Annotated in this window: 26 protein-coding genes; 6 read left to right on the top strand and 20 right to left on the bottom strand. The window is 46.2% G+C overall.

The features are described 5' to 3' along the window. Positions 1 to 569: 569 nt before the first annotated feature. Positions 570 to 3,011 (bottom strand): glycyl radical protein, encoded by a 2,442-nt coding sequence (locus CBF27_RS05260; protein ID WP_126813106.1) that lies wholly within the window; start codon positions 3,009 to 3,011, stop codon positions 570 to 572. 207 nt (positions 3,012 to 3,218) lie between these two features. Then, the gene (locus CBF27_RS05255; protein ID WP_126813212.1) at positions 3,219 to 3,821 is read right to left on the bottom strand and encodes an NUDIX hydrolase N-terminal domain-containing protein; all 603 of its coding nucleotides are present in this window, start codon (positions 3,819 to 3,821) and stop codon (positions 3,219 to 3,221) included. A gap of 135 nt (positions 3,822 to 3,956) precedes the next feature. Here CBF27_RS05255 and CBF27_RS05250 point away from each other — a divergent pair, with 135 nt between their 5' ends. Both CBF27_RS05250 and CBF27_RS05245 read left to right on the top strand, forming a co-directional pair. Further along, complete coding sequence (locus tag CBF27_RS05250; RefSeq protein ID WP_245985965.1) at positions 3,957 to 4,703, top strand: DeoR/GlpR family DNA-binding transcription regulator; 747 nt, start codon at positions 3,957 to 3,959, stop codon at positions 4,701 to 4,703. Between the two features lie 46 nt (positions 4,704 to 4,749). After that, positions 4,750 to 5,586: an HAD family hydrolase gene (locus CBF27_RS05245; RefSeq protein ID WP_126813104.1), complete on the top strand. Its 837-nt coding sequence runs from the start codon at positions 4,750 to 4,752 to the stop codon at positions 5,584 to 5,586. 33 nt (positions 5,587 to 5,619) lie between these two features. On the opposite strand, the gene lepB is transcribed toward CBF27_RS05245, so the two are convergent. From lepB to CBF27_RS05210, 7 genes are all read right to left on the bottom strand, one after another. After that, positions 5,620 to 6,159: a signal peptidase I gene (lepB, locus tag CBF27_RS05240; RefSeq protein ID WP_126813102.1), complete on the bottom strand. Its 540-nt coding sequence runs from the start codon at positions 6,157 to 6,159 to the stop codon at positions 5,620 to 5,622. 114 nt (positions 6,160 to 6,273) lie between these two features. Next, the gene (locus CBF27_RS05235; RefSeq protein WP_126813100.1) at positions 6,274 to 7,707 is read right to left on the bottom strand and encodes a S41 family peptidase; all 1,434 of its coding nucleotides are present in this window, start codon (positions 7,705 to 7,707) and stop codon (positions 6,274 to 6,276) included. A 27-nt stretch (positions 7,708 to 7,734) separates the two neighbouring features. Beyond that, entirely contained in the window at positions 7,735 to 7,953 is a 219-nt protein-coding gene (locus CBF27_RS05230; protein WP_126813098.1) for a YozE family protein, read from the bottom strand. After that, complete coding sequence (msrA, locus tag CBF27_RS05225; protein ID WP_126813096.1) at positions 7,943 to 8,473, bottom strand: peptide-methionine (S)-S-oxide reductase MsrA; 531 nt, start codon at positions 8,471 to 8,473, stop codon at positions 7,943 to 7,945. The genes CBF27_RS05230 and msrA overlap by 11 nt, the downstream gene beginning before the upstream one ends. Next, positions 8,474 to 9,154 (bottom strand): YpmS family protein, encoded by a 681-nt coding sequence (locus CBF27_RS05220; RefSeq protein WP_126813093.1) that lies wholly within the window; start codon positions 9,152 to 9,154, stop codon positions 8,474 to 8,476. It abuts the gene before it with no gap. A 22-nt stretch (positions 9,155 to 9,176) separates the two neighbouring features. After that, positions 9,177 to 10,049: an SGNH/GDSL hydrolase family protein gene (locus CBF27_RS05215; RefSeq protein ID WP_245985963.1), complete on the bottom strand. Its 873-nt coding sequence runs from the start codon at positions 10,047 to 10,049 to the stop codon at positions 9,177 to 9,179. 60 nt (positions 10,050 to 10,109) lie between these two features. Continuing rightward, positions 10,110 to 10,955, bottom strand: coding sequence for a DegV family protein (locus CBF27_RS05210; RefSeq protein WP_126813091.1), 846 nt, complete (start codon positions 10,953 to 10,955; stop codon positions 10,110 to 10,112). A 113-nt stretch (positions 10,956 to 11,068) separates the two neighbouring features. Here CBF27_RS05210 and trhA point away from each other — a divergent pair, with 113 nt between their 5' ends. After that, the gene (gene trhA / locus CBF27_RS05205) at positions 11,069 to 11,713 is read left to right on the top strand and encodes a PAQR family membrane homeostasis protein TrhA (RefSeq protein WP_126813089.1); all 645 of its coding nucleotides are present in this window, start codon (positions 11,069 to 11,071) and stop codon (positions 11,711 to 11,713) included. A gap of 128 nt (positions 11,714 to 11,841) precedes the next feature. Continuing rightward, complete coding sequence (locus CBF27_RS05200; RefSeq protein WP_126813087.1) at positions 11,842 to 12,387, top strand: hypothetical protein; 546 nt, start codon at positions 11,842 to 11,844, stop codon at positions 12,385 to 12,387. Positions 12,388 to 12,437: 50 nt separating this feature from the next. Here the strand turns inward: CBF27_RS05200 and CBF27_RS05195 are convergent, their stop codons facing one another. The 8 genes from CBF27_RS05195 to CBF27_RS05160 all read right to left on the bottom strand — a co-directional run bounded on the left by CBF27_RS05195 (position 12,438) and on the right by CBF27_RS05160 (position 19,168). Further along, complete coding sequence (locus CBF27_RS05195) at positions 12,438 to 12,932, bottom strand: dihydrofolate reductase (protein ID WP_126813086.1); 495 nt, start codon at positions 12,930 to 12,932, stop codon at positions 12,438 to 12,440. Positions 12,933 to 12,959: 27 nt separating this feature from the next. Further along, positions 12,960 to 13,907, bottom strand: coding sequence for a thymidylate synthase (locus CBF27_RS05190; RefSeq protein ID WP_126813084.1), 948 nt, complete (start codon positions 13,905 to 13,907; stop codon positions 12,960 to 12,962). A 16-nt stretch (positions 13,908 to 13,923) separates the two neighbouring features. After that, positions 13,924 to 15,819: an ABC-F family ATP-binding cassette domain-containing protein gene (locus CBF27_RS05185; protein WP_126813082.1), complete on the bottom strand. Its 1,896-nt coding sequence runs from the start codon at positions 15,817 to 15,819 to the stop codon at positions 13,924 to 13,926. 132 nt (positions 15,820 to 15,951) lie between these two features. Beyond that, on the bottom strand, positions 15,952 to 16,410 hold the full coding sequence (locus CBF27_RS05180) for a hypothetical protein (RefSeq protein WP_126813080.1): 459 nt from the start codon (positions 16,408 to 16,410) through the stop codon (positions 15,952 to 15,954). An 86-nt stretch (positions 16,411 to 16,496) separates the two neighbouring features. Continuing rightward, the gene (locus CBF27_RS05175) at positions 16,497 to 16,865 is read right to left on the bottom strand and encodes a thioesterase family protein (RefSeq protein WP_126813078.1); all 369 of its coding nucleotides are present in this window, start codon (positions 16,863 to 16,865) and stop codon (positions 16,497 to 16,499) included. Next, a complete protein-coding gene (locus CBF27_RS05170; protein ID WP_170175008.1) occupies positions 16,862 to 18,070 on the bottom strand; it encodes a CCA tRNA nucleotidyltransferase in 1,209 nt (402 codons plus the stop codon). Before CBF27_RS05170 ends, CBF27_RS05175 begins: the two co-directional genes overlap by 4 nt. Beyond that, positions 18,067 to 18,858: a 4-hydroxy-tetrahydrodipicolinate reductase gene (gene dapB / locus CBF27_RS05165; RefSeq protein ID WP_126813076.1), complete on the bottom strand. Its 792-nt coding sequence runs from the start codon at positions 18,856 to 18,858 to the stop codon at positions 18,067 to 18,069. The genes CBF27_RS05170 and dapB overlap by 4 nt, the downstream gene beginning before the upstream one ends. Then, complete coding sequence (locus CBF27_RS05160; protein ID WP_126813204.1) at positions 18,851 to 19,168, bottom strand: nucleotide pyrophosphohydrolase; 318 nt, start codon at positions 19,166 to 19,168, stop codon at positions 18,851 to 18,853. Before CBF27_RS05160 ends, dapB begins: the two co-directional genes overlap by 8 nt. Before the next feature lie 180 nt (positions 19,169 to 19,348). Here CBF27_RS05160 and CBF27_RS05155 point away from each other — a divergent pair, with 180 nt between their 5' ends. Both CBF27_RS05155 and CBF27_RS05150 read left to right on the top strand, forming a co-directional pair. Continuing rightward, the gene (locus CBF27_RS05155) at positions 19,349 to 20,236 is read left to right on the top strand and encodes a YitT family protein (RefSeq protein WP_126813074.1); all 888 of its coding nucleotides are present in this window, start codon (positions 19,349 to 19,351) and stop codon (positions 20,234 to 20,236) included. Then, entirely contained in the window at positions 20,233 to 20,670 is a 438-nt protein-coding gene (locus CBF27_RS05150) for a GNAT family N-acetyltransferase (protein ID WP_126813072.1), read from the top strand. Before CBF27_RS05155 ends, CBF27_RS05150 begins: the two co-directional genes overlap by 4 nt. A gap of 24 nt (positions 20,671 to 20,694) precedes the next feature. Here CBF27_RS05150 and CBF27_RS05145 read toward each other — a convergent pair whose 3' ends face one another. From CBF27_RS05145 to CBF27_RS05135, 3 genes are all read right to left on the bottom strand, one after another. After that, entirely contained in the window at positions 20,695 to 21,066 is a 372-nt protein-coding gene (locus CBF27_RS05145) for a hypothetical protein (RefSeq protein ID WP_126813071.1), read from the bottom strand. Positions 21,067 to 21,170: 104 nt separating this feature from the next. Further along, positions 21,171 to 22,520, bottom strand: a complete 1,350-nt coding sequence (locus CBF27_RS05140) for a DEAD/DEAH box helicase (RefSeq protein WP_126813069.1) — start codon at positions 22,518 to 22,520, stop codon at positions 21,171 to 21,173. Between the two features lie 74 nt (positions 22,521 to 22,594). Continuing rightward, a complete protein-coding gene (locus CBF27_RS05135; protein ID WP_126813067.1) occupies positions 22,595 to 23,539 on the bottom strand; it encodes an AEC family transporter in 945 nt (314 codons plus the stop codon). Positions 23,540 to 23,592: the final 53 nt, after the last annotated feature.

Here is a 23,592-nt window from a genome sequence, read left to right as displayed (position 1 = left end):
CCGGAATGGCACTCACGGGTAACCCCTTATGTTGGCAAAATGTCGCATGATGATAACTTTTTTGAGAGAAAACTGTCCACTCATCTTTCATACTGAGTTCATTTCCCGCTAACATGCATCGCAGCCGGCTGAGCGGAGTAAAGTATATGAGTCGCTCACGACGGTTGTCGTACAGTTCAATGGAAAAGTGTAGCGAAATACAGTTATATAACAAATGATATATTCATTTGTCTGACGTTTTACAAAAGTTATCTATCACCAGTCATTATATCACCAGCAAGTAAACGCTTTCCTTTTATAAGATATTTCTTTTTAAATTCTCATGACGTCATCATAAAATAACAATTAAAGATGAATAATTGAACGCCGAAGATAATCTTAAACACCGCTGATCCCGAGCTGGCGGGAGCGCTTATACCGGACATATCCTATTTTGATAAAAACAATCATTCATTTATTCTCAGTGTAATTTTCACCATCGTTTAAAGTCACGTTAACTTGGCATTCATTTTCACCATAAGAAAAACCGTCTGTCAAATCAATTTGACAGACGGTTTTTAATAATATGTTTAAATAGTGTGCTCTGTACGTTCGATGATATCGTCCTGTGTGGCTTTTGACAGCACATTGAAAAATGCGGAGTAGCCGGCAACACGGACAATCAAGTCCCGATGTTTTTCAGGATGTTTCTGCGCATCAATCAGCGTCTCACGCGACACGACATTGTATTGAATGTGGTAGCCGTGCAATTTATTGAAAAAGGCGCGCAGCATCATGATTAACTTTTGCTTGTCTTCTTCTTTTGCCAATGTTTGCGGATTGACTTTCTGATTCAGCAGCACACCGCCGGTAATCTCCTCGGTGCGCAATTTGGAGACAGACTTCAGTACGGATGTCGGACCATTTTGATCCATGTTGTGGGAAGGTGAACACCCTTCTGCCAGCGGCACCCAGGCATTTCTGCCGTCCGGAGTCGCCATCGTGCCTTTCCCCTGGCCGACGTTTGCTGAAATCGACGAAGTACCTGAATAACGGATACCACCGATTGGCCCCCTGCCGAAACGGGTATTCGGGTATTTTTTCACTTCATCAATGTAACTGTCGTAAGCCTCGACAACCAGCTGGTCAACATAGTCATTGTCGTTCCCGTATTTAGGCACGTCATGAATAATCATTTGCTGAATTTCCCGGCCGCGTTCGCTTGAATAATCAGTCATCAACGCATCCCATAACTCTTCCGGCGTGATCTTCCCTTCTTCATACACCAGTTTTTTGATTGCCGCAAGCGAATCCGCCAAGTTGGCAATCCCGACTTGCAGGCCGGAAATGAAGTCATAGACAGCGCCGCCTTCCTTCAATGTTTTCCCGCGGCCAATGCAGTCATCCGTCAAAGCGGAACATAAAATGTCCGGCACTTCTCTTTCAAGTCCAAGGTCAATGGCATTTTCGACAATTACACTCATGCGTGTCAGTTCCCTCACCGTTTTATCCCACGCATCTTGCAACTCTTCAAATGTGGTCATGTCTTTAAAGTGTCCGTGTCCTGTGACGAAACGTTTGCCTGAAACCGGGTCGATACCGTCGTTCATCGCAATCAGCAGGATTTTCGGAAAATTCATGTAGCTCATGCCGGTACAGCGGTAGCCCCATTTGCCCGGCACAGCCGTTTCAACACAGCCGATGGCGCTGTAATCATACGCATCATCTTCTAAAACACCGTAACTGATAAATGATGGAATGATGATTTCGTCATTATTGAAGGCCGGCATACCAAAACCGAGCTTCATGACTTCAATACATTCATTCATAAAACGGTCGTCCAGTCCTGAATGATAACGGACTGTCAAGTTCGGCTGCGGCAGTTTGGTCTGGGCCACACTGCGCAGGACTAAATAAGACAATTTGTTCACGGCATCTTTTTTATCTCTAGTTTGTCCGCCAATCGTCACGTTTTGATAAAGCGGGCTGCCGGCACTGCTGAAAGTGTGTGCCTGACTGCGCACTTTATTGATTGTCAGTGTTTTGATCCACAAGTTGGTCAGCAGTTCGACTGCTTGGTCTTCCGTCAGGCGCCCGGCTGCCAAATCTGCCTGCAAATAAGGGTACATGTACTGGTCGAAGCGGCCGTAAGACAGTGAATGGCCGTTTGACTCGATTTGCAGAATCAGCTGGATAAACCAGACCGCCTGGATTGCTTCGTGAAACGTTTCTGCTGGTTCGTAAGGCACTTTGGCGCAAATACGGCTGATTTCCAGTAATTCTGCTTTCCGCTCGGGAGCAGCTGTTTCCGCCTTTTCTTTTGCCAATTCTGCAAAGCGATTAGCAAACGTTTTGACTGCATCAATGACGATCAGCACGGCATTGTAAAAATGATACTTGTCGATATTTTCAAGAACGGTTAAATCCAAAGCGGCTTTTGCTTGAAGCGTCCGCTCCTCGTAGCCTTGCAAACCGACCGAGAGCATCTTCTGATAATTGACTGCCAAATGGGCGTCGCCGGAATTCATTTTTCCTTCCATTCCGAAGAAGCCGGTTTCCATAAAGACAGAAACTTCTTCAGGCAGCAAGGCGCCGGCCTTAGCCCGCAAATTATTATTTTCCCAAAACGGGGCAATCGAACGCAAATCTTCTTTTGTCTGCTCGGTGATGTAAAACACATCGCCGTCCCGTTTTTCAAACAAGTCCAGTTCATCAAGTACAAATTCCAGTGTGTATTCCGGGAAAATCGGTGCATCTTTGTTTGATGCTGCCTGATTTCCGACAATAAGGGTTTCATCTTCGATATAAATCGACATTTTTTCTAAAATATTTTTCAACATCAAGGCCCGTTTCATGACACTCGGCTGATTCTGATATTCCTGATAAGCTTCTGTCGCTAACAGTGCCCGTTCTGCACAAATATAGGGTTTCTTATTCAGCACAGACTCTCGGTATTCATTCATCCGGTTGGTTAGGTGCCCAAAATATGATTGGTTGACAGCACGCTCGTTTTCTTTGACTTGAATACTCATAATGTCTCCTCCTGTTTTTTCGTTCGTAACACTTTTAACCTTCCTACGAAATAATCATAGCACAGAAACCGTCAGTTAGTCAATTACTCCACCTCTTTTGTGTGAAAACGCACGATTGTGCAGACGGCAAAACAGGCTTTTTAGAGACGTATATGCGGATTGTGTTACACTATCAACAAACAGTCACGCTTATCTCAAATGTTTGATTTAATCAAAATAGGCTGAGTGCCTGTCTGCAAGAATCATCAGCTGCTCTTTTGTCGTTCTTTTTTGTGAGAGGATGGGCAAGTTTTCCAAATTAAAAAAGCCAATATGAGATGTTTCCAGATTTTTTTGAAACGACCCGCTGATGATCTCACAGTCAAAAACTAATTTATAATATTGAAAAAGTTGCGGGATATCCTCCCGTTTATTGGTATCAAATACAGCCAGCAACTTGTTCACACGAACGTTCATCCCAGTTTCTTCCAAAACTTCTTTGCTGATATTGTCGCTTGGCGATAAGCCGATTTCGGCATAACCGCCAGGCAAGGACCATTCTTTGGTGTTTGTATCTTCCACTAAAAGAATTTTATGCTCGTGCTTGATGTATGCCCTGACATCAATTTTAGGCGTAGGGTAGCCGTCTTCTTTCGTAAGCAACCGTTCCAGTGTTTCTATCGGTTCATCACACACATTATTAATCAGCTCAATTGCGATGGATTTAAGTTCTTGGTAGCGTTCTTTGTCAAACGCGTCTTGTCCATAGTACAGGCCGGCTTCTGCCAATGCCAGCACTCTTCTGTAATTTTTTAGCAGTTCATTGCTCATCATCGGATCTCTCTTTCTGTCAAATTTACATTTAAGCTATTTTAAGCTATAATATATTATAGCTTAAAGAAACTTACTCGTAAACAGACTTAGGGTCACAGCAAGGAGGTAACCGCTATTACCAAAGAACAACGATTGAATCTGATTCTATCAACCCTGAAGAAAGAAAAAAGTCTGAGTTTAAAAAAAATCATGTCCTTGACAAACGTATCCAGGGATACTGCCCGGCGGGATATTGTTACTCTCACGGAGAATAATCTGGTCAGGCGCACTTACGGCGGCATCGCCCAGCTTGACTCCTTCAAAGAACTCGATTCGTTTTTAACACGCAGCTCGCACAAAAGCCGGGAAAAATTTTTATTGGCCAAAGAAGCAAGTAAGCTGATTGCAGAAGACGATTTGGTTTACTTGGATGTCTCGACGACTGTCAGCCTGGTTCCGCAAAATCTGCCGGAACACTTAAACAATTTAATTGTGACAAATTCCATTGATATTGCCAACCAGTTATTGACCTACTCCAATTGTCATTGCAGATTGCTGGGCGGGAATTTGGATAAAAAAAAGCGGTGTGTTGTCGGTACGAAACCACTCAGGGAATTGGATGATTATCTCATTGATTTGGCTGTCATTGGCGTCGTAGGCATCGACGAGAAAGGTGTTTATTATGCCTATGAAGAAGATATCGAGATGAAGCGGAAAATCCGCTTACAAAGCAAAAAAATCGCCTTGTTAGTCGACAGCACTAAAATTGGAGAGGCGCATAAGTTTCGTGTCTTTAATTTTGACGAGATTGACGCAATTCTTGTCACTGCAGAATTACCCGGTTCATTGTTGCGCAGGATGAAGGAACATCATGTGGAGATTATACAGGTGGCAAACTGACAAAATATGAACTAAATTTAAACATAATATGATGGAGATGATATCTATGAAATTAATCGGGATTGATTTAGACGGCACATTGTTGAATTCAAAGCAGAAAATAAGTGAGAGAAATGTGGAAGTATTAAAAGAAATATCTTCCAGCTCCCTTCCTTTTATTTGTTCAGGAAGAGAGGTAGCAGATATTAAACAGATTCTTAAAGAATCCGATTTGTCGCTTTTGGCGGTGGGGTCAAACGGCGCTGTCGGCCATGATGAGCATGAGCAGCTGTTTGAATTTTCTTTCAATCAGTCCAGTGTTGAAGCGGTGAACACAGTCGTTGCGGATTTTCCGACAAAGATTTTCACCAATGCCGGAAGTTATGAGTCGCTAGATTATATCAAAGAATTAAAAAATATTTTTGACGCCGTCGGTAATGAATATGACAGGCGCCATTTGGATTATGAACTGGCTTACGCCAGCTCTGTCCATTCGACACCTTACAGACATATCGGCGAACTAGTCGGCTCTGAGCAGCTGAAAGTTTATAAATTTTTTGTTTTTATTCCAAATAAACAAATCAAACAGGACGTTCAGAAACAACTCGCAGGTTTAAACGGTGTGTCTGTCACCGAGTCGTCTGATGTCAACTTGGAAATCGTGCCCGATACAGTGTCGAAAGGGTTTGTCTACGGCCATCTGGAAAAAATTTATCAGCTTAGCCAGACAACCAGATTTGCGATTGGCGACAGTTTGAACGACCTGTCGTTGTTTGAGCACGCCGACATCAGTTTCGCGATGGCTAACGGCCACCCGAAAATCAAAGATATCGCTACTCATGTCATACCTTCAAACGATGAGGACGGCGTGTCAGATGCACTCCGCATGATTGCCGGCATGTAACGGCTGCCCGCAGTCACCGGCGGCATTCATCGTTTAGTTGATGATACCGAAATGCTGCAGCGGGAAGTAGACCATGCGTGCTTTCCCGAATATCTTGTCCGCCGGGACAGCTCCGAATGAACGGCTGTCTTTACTTAGTCTGCGGTTGTCTCCGAGTACGAAATAATGTTCGTCAGGAATAGTTTCAGTCCCGGTAATGTCAGCCGCATCCAAGTCGGTCGTCAAAAGCTGCCCTTCGTTTTTCTTCGATGCCGGTAAAAACGGTTCATCAACTTGGACCCCGTCAATATACAGCTGGTCGTCCTGGTAAGCGACGTGCTCGCCCGGCAGACCGATCACCCGTTTGACGTAGGTTTCCCCGTTTGGCAGTCCGAAGACGATAATATCAAACCGCTTGACAGGGGTCATGCGTTCCATCAAAATGTAGTCTTTTTCTGTCAACGTTTCTTCCATCGATGTACCTGAAACCTGAACGGGTACTAAAATAAATGCCCGAATCAGAAAAGCCAGTGTACCGGCAACCACAAAAATTTTGACCCAGTACCAAAATTTATCAGTCAATGTCCTCTTCATCTTATCCACCTGTCTTTTTCTTCTCTTACATCATACAGAAAAAATGCGGTCATTGCCAGATAAAAACCGCTTATTTATCAAAACAGGACAATGATCATCATTGTCCTGAATGTTTTATGTCAGCTCTTTGACAGCCCGTTCGTACTGCGTGTCTGATTCAAGAATCAGCTCGTACAGCACTTCGGAAAGTGTTTGCGCTGTTGCCTGGTCAACTTTTCCGGTAACCGGCAATTCGTGCGTTTGCTGAAATGACTTGACAGCTGCTGCGGTTTCGCTGGAAAATGTCTGGTCTGCTTTGCCTGTGAAATCGCCTGTAGCTTTCAGCATTTCTTGAATCGTCCCGACTGCTTCGCCGCTCATTCCTTCTTCATAGGTTACTGAGGTGTCGAACACGGTCAAATAGGCAAAGTCCGGCAGTTTTTGTTCAATCGTCGGTGCCAGTCCCTTTTCGTTGACCCAGTTGCCGTCAGGCGTCAGCCATTTTCCGGTAGTTAATTTTACCTCGGCCTGTTCAAATGGTATCATCTGCTGGACTGTGCCTTTGCCGAAAGTCGTTGTGCCGATGACGTCAATGCCGGCGGATTCTTTCAATGCGGCGGCCAGCACTTCTGAGGCGCTGGCGCTGTTTTCGTTGACCAGAATCACGGCCGGTTCAGTCACTTTGAATCCGTCGTCCAATTCTTTGCCTGCCTTCGTCCGTGAACGCTGGCCGTCGGCATCTTCAAACTGGACGATAACTTTGCCGTCTTTAAGGAACATGCTGGCCACTTTTTCAACTTCTGTCAGCACGCCGCCCGGATTGCTCCGCACATCAACGATGAATGACTCGGCACCTTGTTTGCGCAAATCTTTGACAATTGTTTTAAACTCATCAGATGTTGTCTGACTGAAGCTTTTAATCCGGACATAGCCGATGGTCTTATGTGTTTCATCCAGATTGCCTGTGACTGATTCCACCGGAATAATGTCCCGCGTAATCGTCAACGTGAACGTGTCGTTGCCCCGGCTGATTGTCAGTGCGACATCAGTGCCCTTTTCGCCGCGCACTTTAGAAACGACTTCCGATAAGCTCAAGCCTTCAGTTGATTCGCCGTCAACTTCTAAAATCACATCATCGACCTTCAGCCGTGCGCGCTCCGCCGGCGACCCTTTGATTGGCGGCTCGGCAACGGTCGGCAGATTATTTTTCATCGTCATGGAGGCGCCGATACCGCCGAAGCTGCCGGAGATGGATGAATCAAATTCTTCTGCTTCTTCCCCGACCATGAATGATGAATACGGGTCGCCGATGGCCTCGGTCATACCGTTCATGGCCCCGTTAATCAGCGCTTGTGTGTCCACCTCGCCGGCGTAATTGTCTCTGATTAAATGATACAGCTGTTCCACACTGGCAAACTCATTGCCTTGACTGCCTGCAAACGAATAGTTGGGTGTCTTTCTCAGTTGCCATTCATAAAAAAATACCGTACCTGTTACAGCAATCACGGCAACAGCCAGCGAGGTAAGAATGTATTGGAAAAGAGAAATCTTTTTTGATTTATTTTTCACGCTGATTAATGTCCTCCTTTAGACACGTTAGTTGTTCTGCAAATATTTATCCCATAGTTCATCGAAAAGATCCATATTGGTAATATAGTAAGCATTGTTTTCCAAATAATCAGAAATATCATGATACGTTTCAGAATGCTTCGGGAACTGGCTGTCATCTGAAATTGCCTTAGCCAGCTGCGCTTCCGGATTAGGAACGGAAAATTCCTTCAATGTTTGGACATAGTGATAAAAACTACGCTTCATCCGAATCCCCCCAAACGTCTGCCAGATACTGTGCTCTCAGAGCATGGTTCGCGTGATAGCGGCGGGGGTTTTTCAGATAAAACTGCTGATGGTAATCTTCTGCCGGATAGAAAGCTGCGGCAGGTTCGATAGTTGTCACAATCGGCTGGTTGTAGCGGCCGCTGGCTTCCAGAGCCGCTTTACTGGCTTCTGCAATTTTTCGCTGCGTCTCATTTTGATAAAAAATAACTGGACGGTAGCTGTCGCCGCGGTCCTGAAACTGACCAAGTGCATCTGTCGGATCGGTCTGCTGCCAATAGATTGTCACCAGCTGTTCATAGCTGATGACCGCTGCATCAAATTCGATTTTTACGGCCTCTGTATGCCCAGTCTGGCCGCTGCAGACTTGTTCATAAGTCGGGTTCGGCACATGCCCGCCTGTATAGCCGGAAGTCACGTTCAAAATGCCGGGCTGTTCTTCAAAGGGCTGCACCATGCACCAGAAGCAGCCGCCGGCAAATATTGCACTTTCTTTTTTCATTTATTTCTCCTTTTCATCTTGTATCGGGAGAAAAACGCTCAAACGTATTTCATCATCCACTAAATTGATTTTATCGGCTCTTAAAAACATGCCGCTTTGCATCTCAAATTCATCCAAATGAAGATTGACCAGCTGCTCTTCCGGCAAGACTTCAATCCACGGCGGCACGTCAATGGAATTCATGATGTATTTCATGATGGCAGAAATCGGCAGGCTCAGTGTCCCGACCGATAAACTGGTCGCCCGCAATTGAACATTGCCGTTTGTCAGGACAAACGGTTCAAAGTACAGGTAAAATTTTGTGTCGTGCCCTAATAGCTTAAATGTCCCGGAAAGCATCGCCTGATCCGCTAAAACAAAGGAATACTGCACACCGGAATCTTTCAGAAAGTCATTTAAATAGTGACTGATGACCCGGTTGACTTGTTCCTTGTTCAAATCAACGCTGAACGCCGGCATGTCTCCCCGCTGACTTGCGGTCTGGACCGGTTTGTACGTTTCTCTGACACTGAAAATCCGCGTGGATAAAAATCCGGCTGTGCCTAATAAGACTGCTGCCAGTAAGATAAACGCCACTTTCCAGCCGTTGACTGGTTTGTTCTGTTTAACGGGGACCTCCGCCCTGCGTTTTGTGTTTTCTTTCGTTTCGTTGCTTTCTGTGCTTTCTTTGTTTTCGTTCATTGTTGTCGTCTAGCCTCCCCGCCTAGTTTGTCTGCAGCCAGCTCTGCTTGGTGCCGGCGATTTTATCCCTAAAGGCATTGGCAATGATTTGATAGCCGAGATTGTTGGGATGAAAATTGTCCTCACCTGAAATCAGATTGTTGATAGAGTCGTTCTGGGTGACAGAACCGGCCGTTTCCGAACTGTCCGTTGTTGCAAGGGTGGTCAAACCGGAGTAGATGTCGTCGTTAATCGGCACAAAATACGCATTGTCCTGACTTTGCACAAATTCCTGCGACCCTTGATTCCAAAAATCAACCACGTCCTGCATTTCCGTCAAATCCGGAAAGTTTAAGTAAAACGGATTGTATATGCCCAGCTGGTAAATCGTCGCAGTCGGATTCAAATTTCTCAGTTCGTCATAAATTTTCTGAAGATAGGCTTGATATGTTTTCAGCGGTTTCTTAAATGTTGCCAGTTCAATATCATTGAATATATCTGATTTGACTGTTTTCATCAAATCATTGCCGCCGACAGTCAGCAAAATCAGATTGGCCTTGGCAACCGACTGTTGAAGGCTGTCGTCTTTTTTGATGCGTTTCAATATCTGGTCGCTTCTGTCCCCTGACTTGCCGAAATTATCTGCCTGAACGACTTCTGCGATTTCAAGTTCTTCCAGATTTTTCTGGAGCAGCGGCACATAGCCGCCTTCCTCGGTCAAATCGCCGATGCCTTCCGTCAGAGAATCACCGATACTCGTCAGACGGAGAATATCCATTTTCTGCTTTTCAGCAGATTTTGCGGCAGTATCAGTCAGCATTGTTTCTGCTTCAGGAACTGTCACAGTTAAAATGAGAAAGGTCGCTGCTGTCACTATCACAAACAGCAACAGCAGCGCTCTGTTATTTTTGAACATCTTCATTTCCCCTCTATCCAAAAAAGCAGACCAGACTCTGATCTGCAAAAAAGTGACTTCTTAGTCTTCCGTGTACAACATGACAGCAAAGGCCCCTTTGCCTGTGTGAGTGGCAACCAGCGGGGATGTGTGCATGATGGGAATCGCGAGCGACGGCAATTCACGTTGAATCCGTTCCTTCAGTTCACGGGCGATGTCCATTCCGCCCGCATGCGAAATACCCAGAGCCTTGACTTTCGGCATTGTTTTGAGCTGCTCGCAAAACTGATTAACCCATTTGGTGAATGTCTTGTTGCCTCTGCCTTTAGTGATGATTTCAAGCCGGCCTTTATTCAGCTCGAGAACGACCCGCATATTCAGCAGGCCGGACAGCGTGCCGACGATCCGGTTGACACGGCCGCCTTTCACTAAATTATCTAAAGTGGATACACCGATGTAAAGTGTTGTGTTTTCTTTTACTTTGTCGATTTCAGGAAGAATTTGTTCGACGGTCGCCCCCATCTGTGCCATCTGTGCGGCTCTTATCACCTGGAAGCTCAATGCCTGGTCGATAAAATCACTGTCGATAACCGTCACAGCTGATTCGGTCAGTTGTGCTGCCTGATGGGCAGCGCCGGAAGTTCCGCTTAAGTGTTCGGTCAGATGGATGGAAATAATATGACTGCCGTCTTTGCCGAGCCTGTCATACAAATCGACAAATTCACCGATGGGCGGCTGACTGGTTTTAGGCAGCGCCTTCGCTCCGGCCATCATCTCCATGAACTCTTCTTTTCCAAGTTCTTCATGATTCGCGTAAATGACTCCATCAATCATAACAGACAAGCTGATAATGTGTATATCCAGCTCTTCAGCAAGCTTCGGGTCCATCATACAGGAGGAATCCGTTACGATTTTTACGTTTGACATAATCTAACCTCTTTCAAAAAAAACAGTAATCGTGTAGAATTGTAGTAAGTATGAATTCAGTATAACAGATTCATTTTATTTTTTCACTTATTAACGACGAAAGGATGTTTTTAATGGAACATACTGCTTTCTCTAAAAGATATAATATTGTCAACGAAGTTTTCAATGCCGTCACGCACGGCATCGGCACAGGACTCAGCATCGCCGGTCTGATTCTTTTGATTATCAAAGGCGCAAAAGCCGGTTCTGCTTTGGAAATTGTATCTTACGTCATTTTCGGCGCATCGATGATTCTTTTGTTTTTGTTCTCAACCTTGTATCACAGTCTGATTTTCACCAAAGCACGCAACGTGTTTCAGGTGTTTGACCACAGCTCGATTTATTTGCTGATTGCAGGCAGCTATACACCGTTTTGCCTGCTGACCATTCAAGACTGGAAAGGCTGGGCGCTGTTCGGTGCAGTGTGGGGAATTGCGATTCTCGGCATCATTTACAAATCCATCTGGCTCAAGAAAAAAAGCAAAGCAGATGTCCTGATTTATATCGTCATGGGCTGGCTGTGCGTATTGACTCTGCAGCCGCTGTATGCCGGTCTGGGCCGCACCGGCATCCTGCTGTTGGCGCTTGGCGGTGTCGCTTATACTGTCGGAGCAGTTTTTTACAGTTTGAAAAAAGTCAAATTCATGCATGTCGTCTGGCATCTCTTCGTTCTTTTAGGCGCCGGTTTCATCTACTTTTCGATTTATCTATTTGTTTAAGACAAAGCAGCAGATAAAAAAATCTGCTGTTTTATTTTTTTCTGGCAATACACCCTTTTTTTCGGTAAAATGGATGCTTAGGATGTGTCCCTATACAACAAACTCCCACCGGAAAGCAAGGTATCTGCATGAAAATCTATCTAATTTACACAGCTTCCCGCAGCGTCTTATCCCGGACGATTAAGCTGTATACAAAAGAAGATTACAACCACGTATCGATTGCCTTTGATAAAAGCTTGACAGAAACTTACAGTTTCGGCAGAAAAAAAATCAGCAACCCGTTTATCGGCGGATTTGTGAAAGAAGATTTTAATGATCCTTTTTTCCTGACTGCCCACTGTGAGATTTATTCCATCACTCTGACTACTGAACAGTATTTGCTTTTGAGGCAGCAGTTGGCCTACTTCATTAACAACCAGCCTCTGCTCAGGTACAACCTGCTCGGTCTGCTGGCGATTACGGCCAATGTCAAATTTCACCGCGAGCACGCTTTTTTCTGTTCCGAGTTTGTCGCAACGCTGTTGACAAAAAGCCGCATCGCCTCATTTTCAAAAGAGCTGGTGTTTGTCACACCTCAGGATATCCTGAAGACCTGCTCCCTCGAGAGGGAATACCACGGGACTGTCAAAGGTTATCTGGCCTATACGGCAATCAAACGCAGTAAAACCCGTTGACAAGCTTTATAGCTTGCCAGCGGGTTTTGCGTTTGCTGATATGCGCCCGGTTAAATTTTCCGGCGCTGGTATGTTTCATAATCATGCGGGTAAATATTTTGTTCATCGACTTCGCCTTCGCTGACGCTGACCATGTTCCAGTCATACCAGTCGATGTACGGAAAGTACGTGTCTCCTTCAAACGTATGTTTGATAAACGTCCGGTACAGCACATCCGTATAAGGCAGAAAAAGTTTATAGATTTCGCCGCCGCCAGTAATAAATGTGATGCCTTCAAACTTCTCTGCGTAATCCAGTACTTCCTGAATACTATGCATCACAAGAGCCCCTTCAACATGGTAGTCCGGTTTATGCGTGAGAATGATTGTCTGCCTGTTGGGGAGCAGTTTTGAATCCATTCCTTCAAACGTCTTACGCCCCATGACAACTGTATTATTTTCCGTCATTTTTTTGAAAAACTTCAAGTCGTTAGGTAAATACCAAGGCAGTTTATGGTTCTTTCCGATTAACCCCTGTTCATCTTGAGCCCATATGGCTGCAATCATAATAAACTTCCTCCTAATATCCCTCGCCTAGACGGCAATCGGCGCTTTGATTGCCGGATGAGGGTCATATCCTTTTATTTGTATATCTGATACGTCAAAATCAAAAATAGAATGCTTCTCCGGATTCAATTCCAGCTGCGGAGCCTGACGAATGTCGCGCGTCAATTGAAGGCGCATCTGGTCAAAATGGTTCACATATAAATGGGCGTCGCCCAATGTATGGATAAACTCGCCGACTGCCAACCCTGTTTCATGTGCGATAAGATGGGTCAGCAGCGCGTAGCTGGCAATATTAAACGGTACGCCGAGAAAAACATCCGCGCTGCGCTGGTAAAGCTGACAGCTCAGTTTGCCTTCTGCCACGTAAAACTGGAACAATGTGTGGCAAGGCGGCAAGGCCATGCTCGGGATATCTTCAGGATTCCAAGCTGATACAATCATGCGTCTGGAATCCGGATTTGTTTTTATCAGATGAATCACGTCAGCCAGCTGGTCAATCGTCTCGCCCTTGGCTGTCTGCCAGTGCCGCCACTGCGAGCCGTATATCTTGCCCAGCTCCCCGTGCTTGGCTGCAAATGCGTCGTCGGTCAATACGTTGTCGCAAAAAGCCGCCAGTTCCGCCTGGTAAACATCATTAAATTCCGGGTCAACTAATGCCCGTTGCCCAAAATTGGTCATATCAGGTCCGTGATAGTCAGTGCTGTTGACATAGCGCTCAAACGCCCATTCATCCCAAATATGATTTTTATGTTGGAGTAGATAGCGGATATTCGTATCCCCTCTCATAAACCACAGCAGTTCGCTTTTTATCATTGAAAAAGCCACGCGTTTTGTGGTCAGCAGCGGAAACCCCTGACTTAAATCAAAACGCATTTGATGACCGAAAATACTCTTGGTCCCTGTTCCGGTCCGGTCGCTTTTTTCAAAACCGTCTGTTAATATTTTACGGCCTAACTCAAGGTAGGCTTTTTCCATTTATGAACACCGTCCTTTATAATTCAACAAACGCACTCAAATATTCCCAACGTGCCATTTTATGTTCTAGCTGTGCCTCTGTTTCAGTCAGTTCCTGCTGCAAGGACAACAGCTTCTCTGCATCTTCAGCGTGTGCCAGCATGCTGTCCTCCAGCTGCTGAACCGCCTGTTCCAGCTCATCGATGTCATTTTCGATGGTTTCCCATTCCTTTTGTTCCATGTATGTCAACTTTTGTTTTTCCTTTTTCGCCGATGCAGCGCGGGGCGCATGCGCAGCGGCAGGACTTGCAGTTGCCGTTTCGGTCTGCTTTTCCTCGTCTGTTTCTGACAAATAGTCGGACATTGAACCATAATAAGTATCTACTATACCATTTCCTTTAAACAGCAACAACTTTGACACTGTTTTGTCCAGAAAATAGCGGTCGTGGCTGACAGTGACGACCGCCCCTTGGAATTGTTGAATGTAGTCTTCCAGTATGGTCAGCGTTTCGATGTCCAAATCGTTCGTCGGTTCATCAAGCAGCAGCACATTCGGCTGTTGAATCAGAATCTTCAATAAATACAGACGGCGCTTTTCGCCGCCGGAAAGTTTGCGAATCAGTGTGCCGTGCGTGTGCCGCGGAAATAAGAAGCGCTCAAGCATGTCTGCCACACTGACAGTGGTGCCGTCTTTTTGCGCCACTTCTTCAGCCTGTTCCTGCAAATATTGAATGACCCGCTTGTCTTCTTCAAGCTGCTCGTTTTCTTGTGTGTAATAGCCGATCCGGACCGTTTCACCGGTTTCCAGTGTTCCGCTGGTGAGCGCCAGTCTGCCTGCCAAAATGTTCAGCAGTGTGGATTTGCCCGTGCCGTTGTCGCCGGTGATACCGAGACGCTCATTTGATTGAATCAGCAGATTGAACTGGCGGAGGATTGACTGACCATCAATGTCGTAAAAGCCGTCTTCAATCAGCAGAACTTTTTTTCCCAGGCGCTGCTGGGCTGTCGTTATTTCAAGACTGTCCTGTTTTTTGACGGGGGCAAGCCCTTTTTTCAATTCATGGAAACGGTCGATACGCGCCTGCTGTTTTGTGCCTCGCGCCTGTACCCCTGCACGCATCCAAGCAAGCTCCTGCTTGAATAATTGCTTTCGTTTATGAGACTGTCTGCTTTCGGTTTCTTCCCTCTCTGCTTTGGCTGCCAAAAACGACTGATAGTTGCCCGTATACTCATACAGTTTGCCGTATGACAATTCAAAAATACGGGTCGCCACTTGGTCCAGGAAATACCGGTCGTGTGTAATCACTACCAGCGCGCCTTTGAAGTCAGTCAAATATTTTTCAAGCCACTGAATCGTGCGGTAATCCAAGTGGTTGGTCGGCTCATCCAAAAGCAGCAGATCCGGCTCCTGAATCAAAACTTGCGCCAAGCCCAAACGTTTCTTCTGCCCGCCGGACATCTCGCCGACTGCCTTGCTCAGATGCAGGATGCCAAGTTTGGATAAAATGGTTTTGGCACTTGTGTCGACCAGCCACGCATCCTCTTTGGTCATCTCTTCTTCCGCCCGCTGGTACTCTTGCTGAACAACCGGGTCATCGCCATGCACCGCCAGTTTTTCCACTGCTGTTTCATAGCGTTTGACGGCTTGAATAATCGGCGAATCACCTTGAAAAACAGCTTCCAGCACGGTGACGTCCTCTTTAAAATCGACGTGCTGCGGCAAATAGCCGATGGTGTAGTCATGCTGATGACTGATTGTACCGGCATCGGCAGTCTCTTTGCCTGCTAACAGCGACATCAGAGTTGTTTTTCCAGTACCGTTGACACCAATCAGCCCGATACGCTCTTTTTCTTTAATCAAAAAAGAAACATCATCCAGCAGCTGTTTCTCACCGTAAGATTTTTTTAGCTGTTCTGCTCGCAAGATTCTCATAATTTTCTCCTTTGATAAAGTTCTTTTACATTTTAACAGATATCCCATCATCAGACAAGCTGACGAAAATCACCTGCCGTGAACACTAAAAAAACTGCCCCTGTAAAGAGGCAGCGTCTGGTGCTTTAGTGTTTAAAATTTATCTCCGTAAATATCGTCAACCGTGCGCTCTGCATCAATCACGATGTACAAGCGGTTGTCTTTCGAAATTTTTGTTGATTGATACTGGTTGTCCAGCCCTTCCTGTCCCGGTGTTTCTTTATCCAGATATGGGAAGTAAATCAGGTCGCTGCTGCCATCGTTAAATAAAATCGACATTTTTTCAATGTCTTGATATTTTAACGCACGGGCAAACATGCCAAGTTCCAAACCGCCCAGATTGATGTCAGATGACTGGACGTGGTCTGCTTCTGGTAAAATTTCTATCTTAATTCCTTCACATGGTCGGATTTTCTGGAAATCTCCCCCGTTAATCCGGCCGTAGCTGATAGTCACTTGACGAATCCAGAGGTCGCCGATATACTCACGGTCAATCGTCCACGTTTCACCGTTTCTAAAATAAATTTTAAAACCTGTCATGTCTTTTGTCATAGCCATTCTCCTTTACGTGTAAATATTAGAATAATGCCACCCTTATTCTAACATAGACAAACTCGAACAAACAAATTAATTGGATTTTATTCCGGATAAACGCGCTCGAGAAACCGTTTGATATCGACCACAACACGGTCATGTTCGCCTTTGGCTATCAACCTGTCATCTTCAAATGCCTGATAACTGAAATGCAGGCGCTGTTGCTCCTGAGATTCCAGCGTCACCTTGACTTTGATGCTTTTTCCGATGCCTGTCGGCCGCATATGTTCGATGGCAATGGCTGAACCGACCGTGGTTTCGCCGGCTTCAAGAAACGATTCGCACAGTTCCTTGCTTGTCTGCTCCGCCATTGCCACTAAAGCCGGTGTCGCCAAAACCGGTAAATCGCCTGAGCCGATGATTTGAGCAGAGTTCTCCTTCGTCACAGAAAAAAATTTTTCCAGAGTGTTCACTTCTCACCCTCCATTCTGGTAGTTGCATAATCAATCAGTGCATCATACGTATTCTCCAGTTGAAAAGTCAGCACGCGCTGCTCCAGCTCTTTGATACATTTTCCCAGCCACGGGCCGCCGCGTTTGCCGGTCGCCGACATGATGTCTGACCCTGCCACAGCCAAATCCTGCACTTTTTTAATCGGCAGCGCCGCATAGCGGGACAGTGCACCGGCCGCATCGCCGGTTTTGCCGCAGTAAGTCAAAGCGCTCTCCACCAATGTGATGTTGTCCGCACCTGACCGGTAGAGCCAGCTGTTCGTCCAGTCATTAGCCAACCTGAACTGAAGCGCGGAAAGTGCCTGGTCAACTTGCTGCATCATTTTGTTGGACGTCTTCCAGTGACGCAAAAACTGTTTGACTTCTTTTACTTCCAGTACATGACAAACAAGCAGCCAGACCAGTTCTTCACTGTCAATCGGCGGCCCCTGCATTCCCGCAAGCGTCAGCAGCTGAACACTTTTATCCGCCAAATCGGGACAGTACCGGTAGCAACCTGATGCGATAAACGGCAATAACCCGGCATGACGATTGATGCCTTGCATCATTTTCACAAATTCGACGTTAATCCGTTCGACTGATATTTTTTCAAGCAGTTTATGGTGCTCATAAATAGCGGACAGTGTTGATTCGGACAATGTAAAATCAAGCTGGCTGGCAAAACGCAAGCCTCGGAGCATCCGCAACGCATCCTCGTGGAAGCGTTCGCCGGCGTTGCCGACTGCTTCAATCCGCTTGTCGCTGATGGCCTGCATCCCGTTGAATAAATCAATGATTTGCCCTTCTTTGGTCATCGCCAGCGCATTCATGGTAAAATCCCGCCGTTTTAAATCTTCCGCCAATGTCCGCACAAACGTCACGGAATCCGGACGCCGGAAATCCTGATAAGCAGATTCCGTCCGGAACGTCGTGATTTCATATTGGTAACCGCCGCTTAAAACCAGCACGGTCCCGTGTTCGATGCCGACATCAACTGTTCTGGGGAATATTTTTTTAATTTCTTCCGGAAATGCGCTGGTAGCGATGTCGACATCGTGAATCTTCGCCCCGAGAAGAAAATCACGGACGCTGCCGCCGACAAAATAAGCGGAAAATCCGGCATCTTCGATTTGTTCGATGACCGGCACTGCATGCAAAAATTCATCAGGTAGCTGCCCGGTCATCATAACAAGTGTTCCAATCCGTAGATCAGTTTGTCCATAGTGACGACCTTCTCGCACGCCAGCGCCACGCCGGTCATAAAGGAGCTGCGGTCGTAGCTGTCATGCCGAATCGTCAAGCCTTCCCCGACATTGCCGAATTGCACTTGCTGGTGGGCAATCAATCCGGGCAGACGGACACTGTGGATTCTCATCCCGTCATAGTCCGCTCCGCGCGCACCGGCGATCAGTTCCTTCTCGTCAGGATGACCTTGCTGTTTTTTCCCGCGCACTTCCGCCATCATTTCCGCTGTCTTGATGGCCGTGCCGCTTGGAGCATCCAGTTTGTTGTCATGATGCAGTTCAATGATTTCCACATCCGGAAAATACTCAGCCGCTTTTTTAGCAAAGGACATCATCAGCACTGCGCCCACAGCAAAATTCGGGGCAATCAGCCCGCCGACGTGATTTTTTTCGGCAATCGCTTGAAGCTCGCCGATTTGTGTTTCTGTAAAGCCTGTTGTCCCGACGACAGGAGATATGCGGTGCTCAAGGGCAAACTGCACGTTGTCATAGGCGACTGCCGGAATCGTGAAATCAATCCAGACATCCGGTACGACCGCTGCGGCCATGTCTTCCTTTGTTTTAAAAACCGGAACATTTTGTCCGTGAAACTCAGGGATATCCTGCAAGTTCGTTTCGGCTGCATGGGGGTCAATCACACCTGCCAGTTCGAAACCCTCGTGCGACAGCACCATCTTCGTGGCGGTCATGCCCATCTTGCCTTTAAATCCGGCTACTACAATTTTAATCATGTGTTTTCCCATCCTTTCTTTCAAAACGATAATGATCGCGCTGATTGAATTTAGCCATGTTCTGTTCAAACGTCTCTGTCAAGTCAATGTCAAGAGAATTCGCCATAATCATCAGTACAATCATGACATCTCCCAGCTCCTCTTGGACACTGCCCGGCAGTTCGTCATGCTTTTTCTGCTTGTCACCATAGTTATGGTTGATTTCGCGGGCCAGCTCACCGACTTCTTCTGTCAACCGCGCCAGCTGGGACAGCGGTGGAAAATAGCCTGCTTTGAACTGGCTGATATACTCATCGACCGCTTGCTGCATTTCTTTCAATGTTCTCCCGTTTTGTGTCAATACCGCTTCACCTCCAGCTTCCTTCTGTTTAATCTTATTAAAAAAAAGGCAATTATGCAAATCGGAATCTCCTGTTGTTGTTTTATCTCAAGAATGATAGTATATGTTTGGATATATTTCAATAGGCTAAACAGAGGAGTTGAACGATTAATGATCAGAAAACATGTCTTCCGTGATTTTCTGCTGATCTTTGCAGGAACCAGCATCATGGCCTTTGGCATCGTGATGTTTAACATGGCAAATCAGCTGGCCGAAGGCGGCATTACCGGTATTACCTTGATAATTTACAATTTATTCCAGCTGGACCCTGCTATTTCAACGCTTGTCCTGAATGCGCCGCTGATTGTTTTCGGCTACAAACAGCTGGGCACGAAAGCAATTATTTACACGTTTATTGGAACCGTTTCATTATCGTTTAATTTATGGGTCTGGCAGTTAGTGCCCCTGGCCATCTCTATCGACCATGATTTACTGATTGCTGCTCTTTTGGCTGGTTTGTTCGGAGGAATCGGCGCCGGTATCGTCTACAAGTTCGGCGGCACAACCGGCGGCACGGACATCTTTGCCCGGGTAATCGAAAAAAAATTCGGCTGGACAATCGGCCGGTCACTGCTCGTGCTTGACGTGATCGTGCTGATTTTATCCCTGTCCTACTTGGATTTGAAGCGGATGATGTATACGCTGATCGCAGTGTTTGTGTATACAAATGTCGTGGATTTTGTTCAAGAAGGGGCATACTCCGCCAAAGGCATCTTCGTGGTCACGGACAAAAGCGAGGAGATTGCGGAAACCATCATGCGGGAGTTGGAGCGCGGGGTGACCTTTTTCAAAGCTGAAGGCGGTTATTCAAGTGCAGAGAAAAAAATTATCTTCTGCGTCGCCACTATGGCGGAAATCAACGCCATTAAGCTGATTACAGAAGAATTTGATGAAAATGCCTTTATTTCTGTCATGAATGTTAATGAAGTGCTGGGTGAAGGCTTCACTTACGACACGCCCCCGACCGTCCTGAAAAAAAGAAAGGAAGTGGCACAATGATCCGGTGTTTTTTCGGGAATGAAAAATGGCTTCAAGCAGCTTCCTACTATTTAAGAATGCTTGTCTTCGTGCAGGAACAGCACATTTCGCCAAAAGCCGAATTCGACCGGCTGGATACTGACCAGACAAACTATATCGTTATCTACCACCGGCAAGAGCCAGTGGCGACCGGCCGCTATCAGCAAGATGATCCGCTTACCGTCCGGCCTGACCGTTTATGTGTGAAGAAAAACTGGCGCAACAGAGGTCTGGGCAGACGCATCGTGACTGAGCTGGAACGCATCGGCCGGCGCAACGGCTGCCGCGTTTCACGCATTCATGGCGAAAAAACAGCCGTTGCTTTCTACGAAAAATGCGGTTATCAAGTCGTCTCTGATGACTTTATCGAAGATGGCATCATTTGTGTCAAACTAGAAAAGCAGCTGTCTGCTTAAGCGGACAACTGCTGAAAATCGGTCTTAACTGTAACGCTTTTCCCGCGTCTGATGCAAAGCTGCCTGAAGGGCCAAGAGATGAGCCAGCTTCCAATAGAGCTGATGGTCATCTGCCGAATCCTGCACATTGTTTCCCGGCTGCACTGTTTTTTTCAACGGTTTGCCGTGGAGTGTCCCCACCCGTTGATCATGTTGGAGCATCAGTTGCAACAGTTTTTCAATTTCTTCTTTTTTTAACAAAGGCAGCGGATTGCTTGTATTCATTTCAGCCAAGTCAAAAAAAGAAGCTAAGACTGAGCCGATGATTTCTGATTTGCTTAAACCGGTGTATGTTTCCACATCTGCTAAACAGTCGTGCAGTTCCTCCGGTAATTCAATTAGCATTGCGTGTTTCATTTCAGCCACCTCATTAATTTTTATCTTTTTCCAGGTTAATTGTAGCAAAATCAGGCCGAGTTGCTGGGTTCAGCGACTCGGCCTGATTATTTTTTTTTTGAAGGTTATGAAAAATCCTGTTTCCGCGCTTTTCTTCGCGAGCGCGCTTCTTGTCTGCGTTCAATTTTGCGTTTTTTCCGCTGATTTTCTGCAATTGCGTATTTCAATTTCTTTTTATAGGCTGGTTTGACTTTTTTCTGTTTCTTTTTGACCAGCCCGATCATTGTCGTATCCAACTCGACTTTGCTTTTGCTTCGTTTGGTCCGGCGGTTCCGGTCATAGGAATCAACGATTTCATGTTGACGGATGTCTTTGGGATGGAACTCAATGCCCAGCTTTTCCAGCTCAGCAATCGTCTGTTCTTCACCCGGCTCGTAAAAAGTGATAGCCGTCCCCGGCATGCCTTGGCGGCCGGTCCGTCCCACACGATGAATGAAAAAGTCCAGTTCGTTAGGAATTTCAACGTTGATGACATGGGATACTCCTTCAATATCGATGCCGCGGGCGGCTAAATCAGTGGCAACGACATATTGATAATCCAGATTCTGAATTTGTTTCATGACGCGTTTGCGTTCGCGCGGCTGGATGTCGCCGTGAATCTTCGCTACTTTCAGCCCTTGATTTTTCAAATAGTCCGCCAGTTCATCCACACGCTGCTTCGTGTTTGCAAAGACGATGGCCAGATAAGGGTGACCGATTGTCAAGACATCGTAAGTCAGCTGGTTGACATCTTTCCCTTTTGTCGACATCAGCCAGTTATCAATGGTGTCTGAGATAACTGATGCCGGTTTAATTTGTTCAATCACCGGATTGTCCATATATTTCTTCAAAAATGGTTTCAATTTTTCTGGAATAGTTGCCGAAAACACCAGCATCTGCAAAGAATCCGGCAATGTCGCGGCTATCCTGTCCACGTCAGCTAAAAATCCCATATCCAGCGTCATATCAGCTTCATCAACGACAAATGCACGGGCAGTATAAACTTTCAGCGCCTGTTCGTTCATCAAATCCAGTATCCGTCCCGGCGTACCGATGACAACATGGGGCTGTTGTGTCTGAAGCTTTTCCAGTTGGCGCAGCTTGTCAGTTCCGCCGACATAATTGGCCACTCTGATTTCTTGATCGCTGAAAGAAGCCAGCTGCTGGGCCGCCTGATAAATCTGTTCAGCCAATTCGCGGCTTGGGGCCGTTACAAGCACTTGAACCTCATTGACATCAGGCTGCAAGCTGTTAAATAGAGGCAAAAGAAACGTGTGGGTCTTGCCGGAACCTGTCTGGGACTGTCCGACCACACTTTTCCCCCGTTGAATCACCGGTATCAATCGCTGCTGGACGTCAGTCGGTTCGCGGAAGCCCTTGTCCGAAAGCGCCTTGGTTAGAAACTCTTTTAAGTTAAATTCTGCAAATGTACTCATCACATTCACCTCTTCTTTCCTTCGTATAGCATGTCCTTTAGCATTATAGCACAAAGGACGGAATAATTCGTCTGTCAGCCGACCAATAATTTCAAAAGCACGAGAATGACTAAAAAGTAGCTGAGAATGGAATACGTCAGTCCGCTGGTGGCAAACTCTTCATCTGCCCCGTAGTTCCTTGCCAGTATCGGCACAGAGTTTTGCACCGGCATGGCCGACTGCAGGATAAACACTTTCAGCATGAACTCCGGCACATGTATCACAAAGGACAGCCCGTAGACAATTAAGGGAGATATGACATAGCGTCCGAGCAGCACGCCGAACACATCTTTGTCCATCTTTAAATTTTTCAAGCCTGTGTTATAAATGATGATACCGATGACGAACATCGACAATGGCGTCGTTAAATTCCCCAGCGAACTGCTGAAGTCAACCAGCGGCTTCGGCAGAGGCAGCTCCAGCAAAAGCCAGGCAATGCCGACCATGAACCCCAACAGGGCCGGCGACAACAGTTTGCGGAAAAACTTCGACCAGCTGAAGGTGAGGTGGACATCTGCCAGCTCCTGATTGTCCCGGGCCATCATAAAGATACCGACGGTAAAGAAAAAAGTTGTATTGCAGATATAGTACAGCAGCGCGTACGGAATCGCCCGCTCGCCGAACACGGCCGTATTGACCGGCAGGCCCATAAAAATGGTGTTAGAAGCAGTGAACATTGTCTGGAATGTCCCGCGCCTATCGACCGGCACCTTAGTGATGCGGGCATACAATATGCTGATAGTGAACGTCACGAGTATTGAGACAAACGGCAGTAAAACACCTTGAAAAAGCGCCAGAAATTCTTCTTTAGAAAACTTCTGAGTCATGTTCAAAAACATATTCAGCGGAAGCGAGATGTTTAAAACCACTTTGGCAAACATATCTCCCGCCATATTATCAAACCATTTCCGCCATGTCAGCACATAACCGACAAACATCATCGCAAAAATGACTAATATATTCAGATAAGATGTTATCATCAGTCGTCCTCCTTCACATCCTACATCATAACACAAAAAAGACCACGAACAAT

Source organism: Vagococcus acidifermentans, assembly GCF_003987655.1.
Classification (GTDB): Bacteria; Bacillota; Bacilli; order Lactobacillales; family Vagococcaceae; genus Vagococcus_B; species Vagococcus_B acidifermentans.
The sequence above is the reverse complement of the archived record's forward strand: the minus strand, read 5'-3'. Positions and strand labels throughout refer to the sequence as shown.

What these genes read in the sequence shown, in the direction of transcription:
- CBF27_RS05260 (WP_126813106.1), bottom strand. Translation starts at nt 3,011, where the DNA reads ATGAGTATTCAAGTCAAAGAAAACGAGCGTGCTGTCAACCAATCATAT.
- CBF27_RS05255 (WP_126813212.1), bottom strand. Translation starts at nt 3,821, where the DNA reads ATGAGCAATGAACTGCTAAAAAATTACAGAAGAGTGCTGGCATTGGCA.
- CBF27_RS05245 (WP_126813104.1), top strand. Translation starts at nt 4,750, where the DNA reads ATGAAATTAATCGGGATTGATTTAGACGGCACATTGTTGAATTCAAAG.
- lepB (WP_126813102.1), bottom strand. Translation starts at nt 6,159, where the DNA reads ATGAAGAGGACATTGACTGATAAATTTTGGTACTGGGTCAAAATTTTT.
- CBF27_RS05230 (WP_126813098.1), bottom strand. Translation starts at nt 7,953, where the DNA reads ATGAAGCGTAGTTTTTATCACTATGTCCAAACATTGAAGGAATTTTCC.
- msrA (WP_126813096.1), bottom strand. Translation starts at nt 8,473, where the DNA reads ATGAAAAAAGAAAGTGCAATATTTGCCGGCGGCTGCTTCTGGTGCATG.
- CBF27_RS05220 (WP_126813093.1), bottom strand. Translation starts at nt 9,154, where the DNA reads ATGAACGAAAACAAAGAAAGCACAGAAAGCAACGAAACGAAAGAAAAC.
- CBF27_RS05215 (WP_245985963.1), bottom strand. Translation starts at nt 10,049, where the DNA reads ATGTTCAAAAATAACAGAGCGCTGCTGTTGCTGTTTGTGATAGTGACA.
- CBF27_RS05210 (WP_126813091.1), bottom strand. Translation starts at nt 10,955, where the DNA reads ATGTCAAACGTAAAAATCGTAACGGATTCCTCCTGTATGATGGACCCG.
- trhA (WP_126813089.1), top strand. Translation starts at nt 11,069, where the DNA reads ATGGAACATACTGCTTTCTCTAAAAGATATAATATTGTCAACGAAGTT.
- CBF27_RS05200 (WP_126813087.1), top strand. Translation starts at nt 11,842, where the DNA reads ATGAAAATCTATCTAATTTACACAGCTTCCCGCAGCGTCTTATCCCGG.
- CBF27_RS05195 (WP_126813086.1), bottom strand. Translation starts at nt 12,932, where the DNA reads ATGATTGCAGCCATATGGGCTCAAGATGAACAGGGGTTAATCGGAAAG.
- CBF27_RS05190 (WP_126813084.1), bottom strand. Translation starts at nt 13,907, where the DNA reads ATGGAAAAAGCCTACCTTGAGTTAGGCCGTAAAATATTAACAGACGGT.
- CBF27_RS05185 (WP_126813082.1), bottom strand. Translation starts at nt 15,819, where the DNA reads ATGAGAATCTTGCGAGCAGAACAGCTAAAAAAATCTTACGGTGAGAAA.
- CBF27_RS05180 (WP_126813080.1), bottom strand. Translation starts at nt 16,410, where the DNA reads ATGACAAAAGACATGACAGGTTTTAAAATTTATTTTAGAAACGGTGAA.
- CBF27_RS05170 (WP_170175008.1), bottom strand. Translation starts at nt 18,070, where the DNA reads ATGATGACCGGGCAGCTACCTGATGAATTTTTGCATGCAGTGCCGGTC.
- dapB (WP_126813076.1), bottom strand. Translation starts at nt 18,858, where the DNA reads ATGATTAAAATTGTAGTAGCCGGATTTAAAGGCAAGATGGGCATGACC.
- CBF27_RS05160 (WP_126813204.1), bottom strand. Translation starts at nt 19,168, where the DNA reads ATGCAGCAAGCGGTCGATGAGTATATCAGCCAGTTCAAAGCAGGCTAT.
- CBF27_RS05155 (WP_126813074.1), top strand. Translation starts at nt 19,349, where the DNA reads ATGATCAGAAAACATGTCTTCCGTGATTTTCTGCTGATCTTTGCAGGA.
- CBF27_RS05150 (WP_126813072.1), top strand. Translation starts at nt 20,233, where the DNA reads ATGATCCGGTGTTTTTTCGGGAATGAAAAATGGCTTCAAGCAGCTTCC.
- CBF27_RS05145 (WP_126813071.1), bottom strand. Translation starts at nt 21,066, where the DNA reads ATGAAACACGCAATGCTAATTGAATTACCGGAGGAACTGCACGACTGT.
- CBF27_RS05140 (WP_126813069.1), bottom strand. Translation starts at nt 22,520, where the DNA reads ATGAGTACATTTGCAGAATTTAACTTAAAAGAGTTTCTAACCAAGGCG.
- CBF27_RS05135 (WP_126813067.1), bottom strand. Translation starts at nt 23,539, where the DNA reads ATGATAACATCTTATCTGAATATATTAGTCATTTTTGCGATGATGTTT.